This is a genomic window from Streptomyces sp. ADI95-17 (genome assembly GCF_003846175.1).
GTDB lineage: Bacteria > Actinomycetota > Actinomycetes > Streptomycetales > Streptomycetaceae > Streptomyces > Streptomyces sanglieri.
Window position 1 is genome coordinate 183,314 of the sequence record NZ_ML123052.1, and the last position, 14,243, is coordinate 197,556.

Below are 14,243 nucleotides of genomic sequence, written 5' to 3' on the forward strand. Positions count from 1 at the left end.
GGCGGTGACCGGACCGTTGGTTGGTTAGACCCGGACGGAGAGTCGCCACATTGATCGTTTCGTGGTGGTGGCCGGGGCTGCCTGTGGCGGGTCAGGAGTGGTTGTAGGTGAGGGTCGCGATGGCGTCGTGGCTGTGGATGCTTTCCAGGTTCTTCGCCGCAACGGTGTGGGTGAGCCCTTTGTCTCGGCAGGTGAGACTTATGTCCCGGATGATGTCTTCGACGAAGGCGGGGTGGTCGTAGGCCTGCATGGTGACGACGCGTTCATCGGGCCGCTTGATAAGCGGGATGACGGGAGCGGAGCCAGTGGCGCGCAGCAACTGGATGATCTCGTGGACGGGCAGGGGATAAGGGGTGTCGTCGGTGCCGGTGATCTCCAGGGTGATCTCGCTGCGCTGGTTGTGGGCGCCGTAGTCGGAGATGGCTTTGGAGCAGGGGCACAGGCTGGTGACGTGCGTGGTCACCGAGGTGGTGACAGCGCATCCGGAAGCGGTGATGCGTCCGGTGACGGTGACGTCGTGGGCCTGCCAGGATTCCCGCTGGCTGGCGGGGGCGGTGACAGTGGTGGCGATGGGCAGGGTCAGAGTGAGGGTGAGAGCCGGTGCATCGAGCAGGGCGAGGCCACGCTTGAGGGCGATGGGAAACTCCTGCGGGGTCAGCGTGGCGACTTCCTCGTGCACGAGCGCGATCATGCGGCTCATGTGGGTGCCGCGCCGGTCGGCTTGCAGGCCGACGGTGACGCTGATGTCAGCAATGCCCTGCTGCCGGGTGTAGCCGTCGTCGAAGGTGAGGGGGTAACGCAGGCCGCTGATGCCCACCTCGTCGATGGAAATGCCGCGGCGGTCGGCTTCGTTTTGGATGTCGTGCATGCCTTACACGCCTCGATAGGTGCAACCGGAGGTGCAGGTTTCCCGCACGGTGATCTCGGACAGTGCGGGAAGTTCGCCGATCAGCCGGTCCCAGATCCAGCGGGCCAGGTTCTCGCTGGTGGGGTTGTCCAGGCCTTCGATGTCGTTCAGGTAGTAGTGGTCGAGTTGAGCATCGATGGGCTTGAAGGCCCGCTTGATGTCGCCGAAGTCCATCACCCAGCCCAGTTCTGCATCGACGGGGGCTTCGACGTGCACGATCACCTTGTAGGAGTGGCCGTGGAGGCGGGCACACTTGTGGCCCTCAGGTACGCGCGGCAGGCGGTGCGCTGCTTCGAAGGTGAACTCGCGAAAGATTTCCATTACTGAATTCCCAGATACTTGTGCGTCTGGAGGGAGAGAGTCCAGCGCGGGTTCTTCATGCAGTATTCGACGGTGGCACGGGTATGGGTCTCACGGTGAGCGTCATCCAGCGGTTGCAGCCTGAAGTGCCGGAAGTCCAGTTCTTCGAACTGGGCGGGGTCACCGCCGGCCTGCGGGTAGACCAGTTTCAGTTCGTCACCCTGGGTGAGGACCAGAGTGGAGCCGATCTTGGGGCTGACGCACAGCCAGTCGATTCCTCGTGGGGCCGGGCGAGTGCCGTTGGTTTCCACTGCGACTTCGAAGCCGCGCTCGTGCAGAGCCTCGATGGCTTCCTCATCCAGTTGCAGCAGGGGCTCTCCGCCGGTGCATACCACGAACCGGTGGGCTCGATCGGTCGTGGGCCAGGCGGCCTCCACGGCATCGGCCAGGTCCTGCGGGGTGCGAAAGCGGCCGCCACCTTCACCGTCGGTGCCGACGAAGTCGGTGTCGCAGAACTGGCAGATGGCGCGGGCCCTGTCCTGTTCCCGGCCCGTCCACAGGTTGCAGCGGGAGAAGCGGCAGAAGACTGCCGGACGCCCTGCGTGGCTGCCTTCCCCCTGCAGGGTGTAGAAGATTTCCTTGATCAGATAGGTCATGCTCAGGCGCTCTGGTATCGGACGGGGTCCTTCACGCCGGCTTCAGCGAAGCCCTTCAGGCGCAGCAGGCAGGTGTCGCACTTTCCGCAGGCCCGCCCCTGCTCGTCGGGGTCGTAGCAGGAGGAAGTAAGGGAGTAGTCCACGCCCAGTCGCAGGCCCTCGCGCACGATGTCGGCCTTGGACAGCGCGATCAGGGGGGAATGCAGGGTGATCTTGGAGGTTCCTTCTACCCCGGCCCGGGTGGCCAGGTTGGCCATCGTGGCGAAGGCCTCCATGTACTCGGGGCGGCAGTCGGGGTAGCCGCTGTAGTCCACGGCTGTGACCCCGGTGAAGATGTCGCTTGCACCGACCGTCTCGGCGAACGCCAGTGCGAACGAGAGGAAGATCGTGTTGCGGGCCGGCACATACGTGATCGGCACCCCACCCTCCTCGACGTCCTCCAGCGTCTCGTGCTTGGGCACCTCGATGTCTGAGGTCAGGGCAGAGCCGCCGAAGACCCGCAGATCGATGTCGGCAATGACGTGCCGGGCCACGCCCTGGGTCTGCGCCACGCGCTGAGCCGCCTCCAACTCGATGCTGTGCCGCTGGCCGTAGCGGAAACTAAGCGCGTAGGGAGTGAATCCCTGGTCCTTGGCGATGGCCAGCACCGTGGTCGAGTCCAGGCCGCCGCTCAGCAACACGATCGCGGGACGGTCCATGCTGTCACTCCCCTATCTGCAGTCCAGTTTCCTCAGTTGAGGCAGGTGCAGCCTACCCCCCTAACTACCGGCTACAGTAACCACAACAAAAATCGAGTTACGGAAGCCAGGGGTCGAGTCGCAGTGAACGAGTTGCCCATCGTGGTCACGTGCACGGACCGGAAGGCCTCACCACCCCCCGCGGACCTGCAAGCCCGCACCCTGCCCAGCGGCGACCTGCCGCAGCGAGCCGCGGAATGGGCACGCCGCCTGCAGGCAGTCCAGGGCTGGCAGGCGAAACTGCAGGACCTCTACCAGGGGGATCAGTGGCGGCGTGCGCTCGCTCTCACCGACGCCGCAGCTCGAGCAGGGTTTGTCCCTCGTCTCTATGTAGCCTCGGCCGGCCTGGGCCTACGGCAAGTCTCCAGCCTGGCGCCGTCGTATGCAGCGACTTTCGTACCACGACACGCAGATTCCGTGGCTTTCTCCAGTCCTGAAGCATCCCGGTGGTGGGATCACCTGCAGCACCTGGACGGCACCAGCGATCTGTCTAAGATCGCCACGGCCGCCGGACGGGCACTGGTGGTGCTGTCGGAGACCTACGCCCAGGCCATGCAGCGGGACTTGCGCGGGCTCGCGGCCGCCGACGCCGAGGTGGTGCTGATCGGGGGCGCCTGCGATCTGGACGGGGTGCTGCGTGTGCCGGCCAATGCCGCCCTGCGGCAGGCCCTCGGCGGAACCCTCACCAGCTTGAACAACCGCATGGCAGCCTCCTGGCTCGAGCACTGCACGCCGGGCCGCCTCATCAGCCCTGAGGCGCAGGCGCGTTGGGATGCCTGGGCCTCTCAGGCGGCCCGGCCCGAACGTTACGCACGCACACCTATGTCGGACGAGCTGGTGATCGCCTTCATCAAAGAGATGAAGGCCCTCCACCCCGACTCCTCCCGCACTCGTCTGCTGCGTCTCTTCAGAGACAAGGGGATGGCCTGTGAACAGAAGCGCTTCGCAGACCTGTACACATCAACGATTGGCCGCTGATGACTTTCACTGTGCTTAAGCGTCGGGCCCTGCGGATCGAGCAGCACCCCACGATCCCGCTGTATGTGTTCACGTTGGCGGCAGAAGAGGTGCACCAGGTCGCCGACGTCGCGCGGATCTCCCGGGACGAGGCCGGCAGGCTCATCGGCTACCAGCGCCCCGAGAAAAAGCAGCACGTCAAGCAGATCCTGGAGTATCTCGACAGTGACGAGGTCCTCTTTCCCAACGGACTGATCCTCGCCTTGCCCTCCAGTGTGCGGTTCAAGTCCAGCCCCGGCCCCAGCAGCAGCGACGGCCTGTGTACCTCCGGGACGCTGGAGATCCCTCTGCCCGATTCCCCCGATGCCCCCCGGCCGGCCTGGATCGTCGACGGCCAGCAGCGCAGCCTCGCTCTGGCCCGCACCCGCAACACCCGCCTGGCCGTGACCATCGCCGGGTTTGTCGCCGAAGACCTGGAAACCCAGCGAGACCAGTTCCTGCGCGTGAACACGGTCTCCCCGCTGCCGACCAACCTCGTCACCGAACTGCTTCCCGAAGTCGGCACGGTGCTGCCGACCAAACTGTCCGCCAGGAAACTCCCCTCGGTCCTGGTCGAAGCCCTCAATCAGGACAAGGATTCGCCCTTCCACGGGTTGGTGCGCCGCCCTTCCACCACGGCCGAGCAGAAAGCGGAGGCTGTCGTCACCGACAACAGCCTCACCACGGCCATACAGGAATCCCTCAACTCCCCTTCGGGTGTTTTCTTCCCCTACAAAAATCTGTCCAACGGCACCGTCGACACCGCCACCATCCGGCAGATTCTTGTCATCTATTGGAATGCCGTCCGGGACACCTTCCCGGAAGCGTGGGGCCTGCCGGCGACTCGGAGTCGGCTGATGCACGGAGTGGGCATCCGCTCCATGGGGCGTCTCATGGACCGCGTAATGATGGCCATCCCCCCTGCATCCCCCCATGCGCTCGAGCAGGCACGGGCCGAACTCGCACTAGTCGCACCGCACTGCCGTTGGACCGACGGGCGCTGGCCGGACCTGAACATCCCTTGGAACGAACTCCAGAACAACCCGCGCCACATCAGCACCCTGTCGAACTACCTCCTCCGTATCTATGTGCAGGAAAAGGCAAAAGCCGCGTGAAATTCTATTTTCCTGACAGTCAGGACCTGGTGAGCCCCACCTACGACTTCGTCAACGACGAGTACTCGCCCTACCGAGTGCGCCAACGGGACGACGTCTACGCTCACCAGGTTGTGACGCCGATCCCCTACGACGGGATCCTCGTCAGCAAGGCGGTCGTCGACGGATCCGTGAAAGGCTCGGGAAAATACTCATCCCCGCAGCGCGAGCGTTTCTACCGGCTGGGCGTGAGAAATTTCTTCCGTCTCCCCGAAGCCTGTGCCACCATCGGTGACTGTGGCGCCTTCAACTATATAGACGAAGAGCGTCCGCCTTACGAGGTGGATGAAGTAATGGACTTCTACGGCCGTTGTGGATTCGATGCGGGAATTAGTATCGACCACATTATCTTCGGATATATTCCCGAAGAGTCTGATAAGCAGCCCGAAGATGCCTGGGTCACCCGGCAGCAAATCTCCCTGGAACTTGCCGAAGAATTCATTACCGCAACACGAAAATCAGGCGCGCACTTCGAACCGGTCGGTGCAGCACAGGGATGGGGCCCGCAAAGCTACGCGCACAGCGTGAAGCAGTTGCAGAAGATGGGTTACCGGCGCATCGCACTGGGCGGCATGGTTCCCCTCAAATCGCACGAAATCCTCTCCTGTCTGCGCGCCATCGACGACATTCGCTCCCCGGGAACAGGACTGCATCTCCTCGGCATCAACCGGGTGGACAGCATGGAACAGTTCGCCCGCCACGGCGTGACCAGTTTCGACAGTACCTCCGCCTTCCGTCAGGCCTTCATGGATGACCGCAATAACTACCACTCGGCCACCGACTCCTACACGGCCATCAGGGTCCCCCAAGTCGACGGAAACCCCGCCCTCAAGCGGCTCATCCTGTCCGGGAACGTGTCGCAGGCAGAAGCAATCACCGCCGAGCGAGCCAGCCTGCGCGCCCTGCGCGAATTCGATCGCGAGGAAACGTCCATAGAGGAGGTCCTGACTGCCCTCGGAACCTACGAATCCCTCGTACTCGGGCCGAAAAAGAAAAGCTACCTCGAAGTGTACGAGCGCACCCTGAGCGATGCGCCCTGGCGCATCTGTCCCTGCGCCCTGTGCGAGAAGCATGGAATTGAGATCGTGATATTCCGGGGGAGTGAGCGAAACAAGCGTCGCGGATTCCATAATTTGACCGTGCTCGAAGCGAAAATGCGATCACTCACCTTCGGGTAAGATCCGCCCTCTACTTTTTATCCATGTCAGGAGATGCGATGGCCGACCGCTATGAACTCAGGCTCCCTGCACTTGAAGTGCGTCAGGGAGACCGAAAAATCTACTGCTTCGCTGTCGACGGAAAGAAGATCCACAGCTTCGCCGCCGTCTCCCGCGTCCGGCGGGACGACAGCAGCAGCCTGCAGGGCTATCAGCGGCCCGAAGTCCTCAGCCACGTCCGGGGCATCCGCCGCTACCTCGAGTCCGATAACGCCATGCTCCCCAACGCCCTGGTCTTGGCGTTCGACGAGTCCGTCAGGTTCGAGACCGGAGCACGCCGGGCTGTCGGCGTCGACTACTCCGTCCCGGGAGAATTGGTCATCCCCGTCGACGAATCCCTTCCTGATGAGGAAAAGCCCGCCCTGATCGTGGACGGACAGCAGCGCAGCGCCGCCATCCGCGACGCGGACCTGGCCGAATTCCCCGTAGCCGCCGTCGGATTCATCGCCGACGATCAACAAGACCAGCGCTCCCAGTTCATCCTGGTCAACTCCACCAAGCCGCTACCCAAGGGCCTCATCCACGAACTGCTGCCCGAAACCAGCGGACACCTCCCTCCCTCCTACGCCCGCAAGCGCCTGCCAGCGCAGTTGATGACCCGCCTCAACACCGACGGCAAGGGCCCCTTCTACGGCCGCGTCGCCAGCCCCACTTCCCCTCACGGCAACATCAAAGACACCAGCCTGCTGCGCATGCTGGAACACAGCCTCTTCGAAGGGGCCCTCTACCAGTACCGCAATCCCGAAGACGGCTCCGGCGACGTCGAACGCATGCTGCTGCACCTGCGCTCCTTTTGGACCATCGTGCAGGAAACCTTCAGCGACGCCTGGAAGCTCCCGCCCCGCCAGTCCCGCCTCAGCCACGGAGCAGGCATCCAAGCCATGGGCTTCGTCATGGATAGCCTCACCGACGGCATGGCCGCCGAAGACGTCGACTGCGACCGGGTCCGCAACGCCATCCTGAGCCTGATGCCGGTCACCGCCTGGACCTCCGGCATGTGGCGCTTCCCCGACGGCGAACAGCGCCGCTGGAACGGCCTGCAAAACACCCCCAACGACATCCGCCTGCTCACAGACCTGCTGGTGCGCAGTGTGCGGGGCTGACCGGCTGGCCGTGTTCACCGTGCCCTCTCGGGCACGGTGAACAGCAGGTCCACTTCCCGCGTTTGTGGCCGTCTTCGGCCGCTGGGCGGAGCGATGCTGCAGCGCAGGCTTGTGCCGGGACCGTCGGTCGCGGCACAAGGTGTATCACCGCAGTTGGGGAGGTAGTTCCTGCTGCTTGGCAGCATGCTCATACAAGGTGGTGATGGCCGCGTGAGTCACGGAGACCGAGCCGGCTCCTCGGGGGTAGACGATCTCCTTGGCGTACTGACCGATGCAGTTGGTGGCCGCGTGAGCAGCGCACTGCGTGATTACCACGCTGAAATCCGAGTTTCGGGCTGTCTCCTTCAGATGCTTCGACGCGACCTTTTCTGTTGAGAGCACCACCTTCACAAGGGGGAACTGCCGGGTGATTCGGTCTTGGACACGCTGCAGCACGCCCTCGTCCAGACCGTAGACCAAGATCTGCGCGGCTCCGACAACCGGCTTGGTTTCATCGTTCTCCGAGGGAGCCTGCTCAGGCCATTCCAGCCCGAGCCCGAGCTCATTGCTAATAGACCGAGCCGTTGACAGGTATGCCTCATCGAGGCGTCGCATATGGACATGCAACGGACCGAATAGGAGCTGGGCTGTCTGTACGCGGGCTGCGGGTGCTGGTGCGGCCCATGCCACCAGGCGGTCGACGAAGTCGAGGGCCTGCCCGGCGGTCTCGGGCGCGACCCATTCGTCGAATCGCACACTCAACTGTTCCAGGAACTCTTCGTACTCCGCAGCCTTTGGGGCGGAGCGAAGGAACAGTTCCAGGAGAAGGTCCAGGACTGCGAGGTTCGCTGGGTCGCAGCGCTGGTTGACAATGCTCCGCATGATCGTGGTCAGCGTCTGTCGGAAGGTGAGGTCTGAGCGCGTGAGTTCCTGCAGGAACGGCCCGAGCGCGTACTGCCATACGACCTCGTACTCGGTGTCTGTAAGGCCGGCAAATACGTCTGCAATTTCCCCGTCGGACACCGCATCCAGTTGTACCGGGGTGTCGCCTCGGCGGACGTCCATCCTGCGGCAAAGCTCGAAGGCGGTCTTGTCTCCCTGGGCGACAGCCTTGACTATTTCCGCCCATGAGTTGAGTGATGTCTTGGTAGACACGCCATCGGGCTCGGGCTCCGCTGTAGTTGCAAAGTCTGGCTCAGCAGATTTCGCTTCCACAGTGCCCGCTGGAACGGCCCGGCGGCGGTAGGACACGAGCGCGTCAGGCACGTGGTCCCCACGGCCTTCGGTGTCGAGCAGAGCGATGCTGCGGGAGAGCTCCTCCCCATCGCCTCGTCCGTACATACCGACGAGCTGGACAGTGACGGCCTGCTCGCTGAATGCCAGTAGGTCTCCGTCTGCCAGCAACGAGAAATGGCTGTCGGGCGCCTTCAACGCGTCCACGGCGCCAACCAGTTCCCCTTCAGCAAGCGCAGGTTCGATGTACGCTGTGAAGAGAGCCGACAGCACCATGTCCTTCACCGGAACAGGCGGGTCCTGAAGTAGCACTTCTCGGAGCCCTCGCAGTGAAAGGACGTCGTTCGCCCTGCCCTGTGCCGCCAGAAGCCTGATCTCCAAGTGTTTGACGTTGGCCGGCGAGAGACCGCCTTGGCGGTCGATCTGCTGAAGGAGCGTCTCGGCGGCCTGTGGTGCACCGCTGAGGAGGGCCGCTTCGAAGTCTGCCAGAAGACGCCCCAAGGGCTTGGGCGCAGACCAGGCCCTCTCGGGGCTCCGCTCCACCACCTTCACCATGCGTTCCAGCGCAGACCTCAGGCGCTTCCTCTCTTCCGTGTCGGTGGTCGCCTGGACGACGAACGTGCTTTCCGCTCCATAGCGTTCGAGGATCGGGGCCTCATGGGTCCTGTCGAGCGCAACAGGCACGCTGTAGCCGTACTTCGCAAGAGAGGGCCCGACAAATGCCACCAGAAGGTCGCGAACAGAAGTGAGTTGCTCACGCCGGCGAGGAATCACGTAGTACGCCATGCGCTGGGTCTGCTCATTCAGCCAGGGCAGCACCATGGGCGATCTACGGTGATTGACGGCCGCATTTCTCAACAGCGTGATGCCGCGGGGGTACTTACCAGCATCGTTGTGGTCTGGATGAAGGAAGAGGTCAACGAACTCCTGTGTACCGGCGTTCTGTTCCGCTACCTCTGCTTTAGACGCCACGTGCCCTCCATTCATGCTGGTAGTCCACTACTGCCTGCGCCGCAGCCGGTTCGTCCAACGTATAGCTGATCTGCTCCTTGTTTCGGGCAAGGCCGTTGCGCGTGAAGTTCATGGAGCCGTCGAACATCCAGCCCGGGCCGACCAGGCTCTTCTCGTGAATGTCCTGGTCCAGGAACACTTCTAGATCCGTACGCTCGACACGGCCCAGAGCGAGACGCTCCAGGAAGATCGCGTTCGCAGGAGCGTCCTGTGTCACCACGCGAACGGCGGTGCCGCTCATTGCCAGCATCAGCAGCAGGTCGGACAGTCGGCACTGCAGCGGAGGGTCTTCGCCCAAGAGGTAGTCGAAGGAACCGTCAGCGTTGTCGACCAGGTCCACATCGCTGACCCATGCAGACACCAGCCAGACCTCGCCGCCCGGCGCGGACAGTTGAGCCAGCAACGCCGTCCGAATCAGAGAGTCCGCACGCAGGGCGCTGCGCGCGTTCGTGCGGAGTGTACGACGAAGGACAGTCACTGCTCAGACTCCTTGATGACGGCCTTGACGACGACCTCGCGGCTGTCCCTGTGTACCTGTGTCACCTCGCCGAACAGCTTCAGGTCTCCACGGTCCACGCGAAGAACAGGGATGGTCAGCATGACCTGGCGAAGCAGTTCGTGCCGGTCCAGAGGAACGACCACTTCGACTGCAGGATTCGAGGAGAGCAACTGGGCATAGCTGATTTGCCAATCCGACGATGTGGCATCGAGGCGCGGCCAGGCTTCCGTGTGCACGGCGGCTGCCAGAAGCCGATCCAAGATCTGCGGGTTGTCCACCGCACGGTATGGCTGGTAGGAGTCCAGATGGTAGTTCCGTGCCTGGTCACCCCGGGGCCAGAGCATGCTGAAGGCCTGGTCCGGGCTGACCTTGCGAGGCAACTGCACTTTGCACGCGCCAACAGCGTAGGCGATGACCCTTGAGTCGACCTCAATCCTGGTTGCTTCTTCCAACTGATCCCAAGCTTTCACGAGGGCAAGGGCAGTCGCGTCGGTCAGACTGTCGGAGCCGCGCCGAAGCAGACGCATCGCGAGGGACGCAACATCACCGTGCCGGGGCGCACCGTCCAGGTCGGTCCAGGCGGACCTTATGCGGTTCAGCGCATCCTGGCTGTTCTGAGCCGAAGCCGCACCGCGCATCTCGCTCATCGCCTGAGCCAGCTCACCGTTTGGTTCGGCCTCCACCACATGACTGAGCAGACTCGTAAGCCGTGCATCGGTCTGCTCGAAGCTGTTGGGACGGAGAGCCGCGCTCACCAGGCTCCAGAAGCGGGCAGGATCACGGCCGTACGTCTCCGCCAACTTCTCCACCACGCCGAGCCCACCCTCGGACGTCTCGCTGATCCAGATCTGATCTGTTACAGAGCCAGCACCCGGCACCACGTCGAGCGTCAGGTCCTGGTCCCGGGCGTCGGGACAGGCTCGTGTCACTGCCTCCAGGATCGCAGCGGCCAAGGTGTCCAGATAGGCGCGCCGGGCGAGGCCAGCCGTGCGGTCATGGAGTTTCTCGCCGAACAGCAGTGAACCAGCATCTTCGAGCACGGTGATGATATCGGGGTTTTGGCTGAGTGCCTGCAGATCGCTTATGACGCGGTCGGCAGGACTGCCGGCGCCCGTAGGAGAGGCAGACGGATCCTGCCTGTACAGCAGCGGAATGACCTTAAGGATGCTGCCCCGCCAGGCGCCCTGTGACAACTCCGCGTGAATCGCCTCGGGCTTCTTGCCCTCAAGTCCCTCGAGCGCGAACGCGGAGAGGTACACCAAGGACAACCACCCACGCTGGAACGAGTTGGTTGCCTCAGCGATCCGCTTGTCCTCCATGACGGTGTTCGTGAACGCCTTCGAACGCCACTCGGGAGAGTTCAAATGCTCCACTACGCCAGGCAGAGACAGATCCAGCGGCTTGACCTGAATCCGGACAGCGTCGACGGATGAGGAGAAGCCCATGGCTGCCCTCTTTCCCTCGTGGACGTAGCTGACCGCCACCTTGTGCCGCTTGCCCGGCTTGCCCTTGATCACTTCGGCCACAGCGCCATAGGTCATGCGACGCACCTCGGTGGGGTTACCTGAAGCGTGAGCGGCGAACCCGACGGAGAGCACCCGGTCTCGCCACTCGGGAACCTTGGGCACGTCCGCGGCAACCGGAGGACCCGCAGGGTTGTCCACGAACTGGGTTGCCCACAAGGGGACGCCCTGCGACGAGGTCGCGATCTCCTTGTCCGGCTGAGCAAGCTTGATCCGTCGCGGGCGAGTGACCTCGACCGCCTGTACATCCGCACGGCCGGTGTCCCAACAACCCTGCCGCTCCGCCGCGTCGAGAAGGTTACTCAGATCGATCACGGCGTCACGGACCCCGGCGGGAACCTCCAGCCATGTGCGGTGGCGATCATCGCGGTACCCGAACCGGCGGCTGACGCGGCCAGGCACAGCTTCACGCAGTGCGCGCCCCACCGGCAACTTTTCCTCGTCGTCGGAAGTGGAGAAGGGCAGCGCAAAGCTCACCTCCGGAAGATTCAGCGGAGCGAACAGCGAGGTCGTGACAAACTCGGGCAAAAAGGCCCGTCGGTCCGTGCCAGGATCCTTGTGTATCGGCGACGCGCCAACGTAAAGACGTCGCAAGAGCGTGGGAGCCACTGCCAACAACAAAGACCGGGGCTGCTCCCACAGCAAGACCTGAACTTCGTCGGCGCTCAGGCCCAGCGCGCCTCGCAGATGGCTAGCCAGGGAGCGCAGGAGGGTGTCGTCCCCGTCGAGGAGTTTCTCCAGATCCTCGGTGATCGCTTGCCGAGCCTGGGGCAATTGCGCATCTGCATAGTCTGGTTGGGTATTTCCTGCCAGCAACGTTCGGGCGCTGACCCACAGGCGCTGGTCATGGAGTCGGGTGCCGAGCCAATCGACGAACGCTTGAGCGCCTTGGATCTTGATGATGTGGCGGTTGTGCACAGGCAAGGTGCGAGGTGTTACCTCGGGAGCGAAGAGGGACTCGTACCCTTGATAGGCCAGCCGGTCTCGCCCAAAGTCGGAGAGAGCAACGATCGTGAGCGGGCGCGTGCCCCTCTCACGTCCGGCCCGGCCCCGGCGCTGAAGGAAGGAAGCCGGGTCTCGAGGCGCCTTGTGCTGGACTACCAGCCCGACGTCGGGATCGTTGAACCCGACCTCGAGAGAGGCCGTCGCAACGACAAGATCGGCGTCCGCGTCGACGCCCGCATCCTGGGAGGAGGTCCGGCCGATCCTCAAAGGCCGCTCGCTCAGGTCGGAACTGAGGTTGTGCCCGATCAACTCCGGAAGGTTCCAGGACTGGCCCACGAGGTAACGATCTTCTTCCGCAGGAAGGTCCATGGAACGTAGGGATGCCAGGACCGCGGCACCCCGCTTTCTGCGGTTCTTCCCGTACTGCCCTCCCTCTGCGTCTCGCAGGTCGTCATACAGGCGGTTGGTGACGTCGAGGTCGTCTGTAAAGAGGAATCCCTTGGTCCCGTGAAGTGTCGTCCCGGCAGGCCGATTCCTGTCGAGCAAGCGTCCGTGGAGCATCGCCGTTTGGATGGTGGTGGACAGCAGGCTCGTACCCGACAAGGGGTCGCCGCGCAGCGCGATGTGATACTCGCGGCCCTCCGCCTCCATGTCCCCGCTGCGCGGCTCGATGAGGGTGACGCTTTCCGCAGGTAGCCCGACAAGTTCCGCCATAAAGCGGTCGGCCTGATGCAGGGTGGCGCTGAGCCCGACGAAGGTGACTGGGCCACGGCGTGCGTGACGCCAGCGCCGGAGCAGCAGGGCTGTTTGGGCACCTGTGGCATCGGAGTACGTATGCACCTCGTCGAGCAGGACGACGCGGGGACCATTCCCCTTCCAGCCGAGGGTCCTGCTCAACTTTGACCCCGTGCTGTTGCGGTTGAGCATCTCCGTCGTGGTGAAGAGCAGCTTGGGCGGAGCCCCGTTGATCGACTCTCGGGTAAGAGCCATGACACCGTCAGGGATCTCCTGATGGCACACGGAACACCGCAAGGTTTCCGAGCCGAGCGCCCTGTCCTGTTCCGACCAGAGCATGGCGCCGCCATCCCCGGCGGGGCACGTCAGATAGGGACAGACACGGGCCCCACCCTGCACTGGCCACTCGTACATCCCCTGGGCGACGTCGCCGAGACCCGGCGGCGTACGCCCGTAGAGCACACCGATCCGCGGACTGGGCAGGCCCCGCTCCCGGAGTTTGAGTGCGTTCTTGACCGCATCGCGCAACTGGTCACGCAGTAGTTCGATGCGCGGATAGAGCGCGAGGGTATGCACACCCGTGCGCCGGTCATTGGCCATCGCGGCGAATGCCGGAAGGTAGAACGCGAGGGTCTTTCCGCTGCCGGTGCCGGCACCGACAACGACGCCACGCGAACCCCCGTGGACCAGGGAGTTGGTGACTGCCTTGGTGGCGTCGACCTGGAAGCGCGAGAGCGAGTACGAACCGATCAGCACCCCGGCGACTTTTGAGTGATTCTCAGTCCACCCCGATGTCACCTCCATCTCGGCGATCGCCTGGGCAGCCGAGATGTCACGCGTCGGATAGCGACGCTCAGAGACGTGCAGGCGGTAGTCGGCGACCAGCGGCCTACCTCTTTCCCACCAGTCCGGCTGCAGTGGAGCACCGGGCCAAGGGCCGAAGATCTGCCGCAGGGAGGCAGTCAGCCGAACCCCCTCTGCGAACCTTGTCCGGTACTGATCGACTCCGCCGAAGGGGACCTGGAAAAGAAGCTGCTGGCTAAGGAGCGCCTGCCTCAACTGGTCGGCGTCAGAGAACAGCGATGCCGCGTCTTCGTCTTTGTCGATGACCGACCAGAGAGCGTCCATCACCTCTTCTTCGCTGAGCATGCCGTCTGTGACGCCCCAGGACAGGAGGGGCAACTCCCGGTCCTCCAGGGCAGTAAGCGCCTTGCCCAAAACGGCGCGGCGCAGTGTCGTGGGTGCCAC

At 63.7% G+C, this 14,243-nt stretch carries 11 protein-coding genes; 4 read left to right on the forward strand and 7 right to left on the reverse strand.

Annotated elements, in window-relative coordinates:
- Positions 1-91: 91 nt before the first annotated feature.
- The 4 genes from EES42_RS38135 to queC are packed head-to-tail and all read right to left on the reverse strand — an operon-like array spanning position 92 to position 2,561.
- The gene (locus EES42_RS38135; RefSeq protein WP_124722786.1) at positions 92-868 is read right to left on the reverse strand and encodes a GTP cyclohydrolase, FolE2/MptA family; all 777 of its coding nucleotides are present in this window, start codon (positions 866-868) and stop codon (positions 92-94) included.
- 3 nt (positions 869-871) lie between these two features.
- The gene (gene queD / locus EES42_RS38140; protein ID WP_018551858.1) at positions 872-1,228 is read right to left on the reverse strand and encodes a 6-carboxytetrahydropterin synthase QueD; all 357 of its coding nucleotides are present in this window, start codon (positions 1,226-1,228) and stop codon (positions 872-874) included.
- Entirely contained in the window at positions 1,228-1,863 is a 636-nt protein-coding gene (queE, locus tag EES42_RS38145) for a 7-carboxy-7-deazaguanine synthase (protein WP_124722787.1), read from the reverse strand. The genes queD and queE overlap by 1 nt, the downstream gene beginning before the upstream one ends.
- A gap of 2 nt (positions 1,864-1,865) precedes the next feature.
- A complete protein-coding gene (queC, locus tag EES42_RS38150) occupies positions 1,866-2,561 on the reverse strand; it encodes a 7-cyano-7-deazaguanine synthase QueC (protein WP_071339525.1) in 696 nt (231 codons plus the stop codon).
- A 456-nt stretch (positions 2,562-3,017) separates the two neighbouring features.
- Between queC and EES42_RS46865 the strand changes: the two genes are divergently transcribed.
- The 4 genes from EES42_RS46865 to dbpB (EES42_RS38170) are packed head-to-tail and all read left to right on the forward strand — an operon-like array spanning position 3,018 to position 7,070.
- Positions 3,018-3,578 carry a hypothetical protein gene (locus EES42_RS46865; protein ID WP_241196861.1) on the forward strand — a complete coding sequence of 187 codons (561 nt, stop codon included), beginning with the start codon at positions 3,018-3,020 and terminating at the stop codon, positions 3,576-3,578.
- Positions 3,578-4,711: a DGQHR domain-containing protein DpdB gene (gene dbpB, locus EES42_RS38160; RefSeq protein WP_018551862.1), complete on the forward strand. Its 1,134-nt coding sequence runs from the start codon at positions 3,578-3,580 to the stop codon at positions 4,709-4,711. Before EES42_RS46865 ends, dbpB (EES42_RS38160) begins: the two co-directional genes overlap by 1 nt.
- Entirely contained in the window at positions 4,708-5,928 is a 1,221-nt protein-coding gene (gene dpdA / locus EES42_RS38165) for a tRNA-guanine transglycosylase DpdA (protein ID WP_124722789.1), read from the forward strand. The genes dbpB (EES42_RS38160) and dpdA overlap by 4 nt, the downstream gene beginning before the upstream one ends.
- 38 nt (positions 5,929-5,966) lie before the next feature.
- On the forward strand, positions 5,967-7,070 hold the full coding sequence (gene dbpB, locus EES42_RS38170) for a DGQHR domain-containing protein DpdB (RefSeq protein WP_124722790.1): 1,104 nt from the start codon (positions 5,967-5,969) through the stop codon (positions 7,068-7,070).
- 144 nt (positions 7,071-7,214) lie between these two features.
- Here dbpB (EES42_RS38170) and dpdD read toward each other — a convergent pair whose 3' ends face one another.
- Genes dpdD through dpdJ form a run of 3 tightly spaced genes read right to left on the reverse strand, consistent with a single transcriptional unit; the run spans position 7,215 to position 14,243 of the window.
- Positions 7,215-9,254 (reverse strand): protein DpdD, encoded by a 2,040-nt coding sequence (dpdD, locus tag EES42_RS38175; protein WP_124722791.1) that lies wholly within the window; start codon positions 9,252-9,254, stop codon positions 7,215-7,217.
- Complete coding sequence (gene dpdK, locus EES42_RS38180) at positions 9,244-9,771, reverse strand: phospholipase D-like domain-containing protein DpdK (protein WP_124722792.1); 528 nt, start codon at positions 9,769-9,771, stop codon at positions 9,244-9,246. The genes dpdD and dpdK overlap by 11 nt, the downstream gene beginning before the upstream one ends.
- Entirely contained in the window at positions 9,768-14,243 is a 4,476-nt protein-coding gene (gene dpdJ, locus EES42_RS38185) for a protein DpdJ (RefSeq protein WP_241196862.1), read from the reverse strand. The genes dpdK and dpdJ overlap by 4 nt, the downstream gene beginning before the upstream one ends.

Coding starts and splice junctions, on each gene's coding strand:
- EES42_RS38135 (WP_124722786.1), bottom strand. CDS start 868: ATGCACGACATCCAAAACGAAGCCGACCGCCGCGGCATTTCCATCGAC.
- queD (WP_018551858.1), bottom strand. CDS start 1,228: ATGGAAATCTTTCGCGAGTTCACCTTCGAAGCAGCGCACCGCCTGCCG.
- queE (WP_124722787.1), bottom strand. CDS start 1,863: ATGACCTATCTGATCAAGGAAATCTTCTACACCCTGCAGGGGGAAGGC.
- queC (WP_071339525.1), bottom strand. CDS start 2,561: ATGGACCGTCCCGCGATCGTGTTGCTGAGCGGCGGCCTGGACTCGACC.
- dbpB (WP_018551862.1), top strand. CDS start 3,578: ATGACTTTCACTGTGCTTAAGCGTCGGGCCCTGCGGATCGAGCAGCAC.
- dbpB (WP_124722790.1), top strand. CDS start 5,967: ATGGCCGACCGCTATGAACTCAGGCTCCCTGCACTTGAAGTGCGTCAG.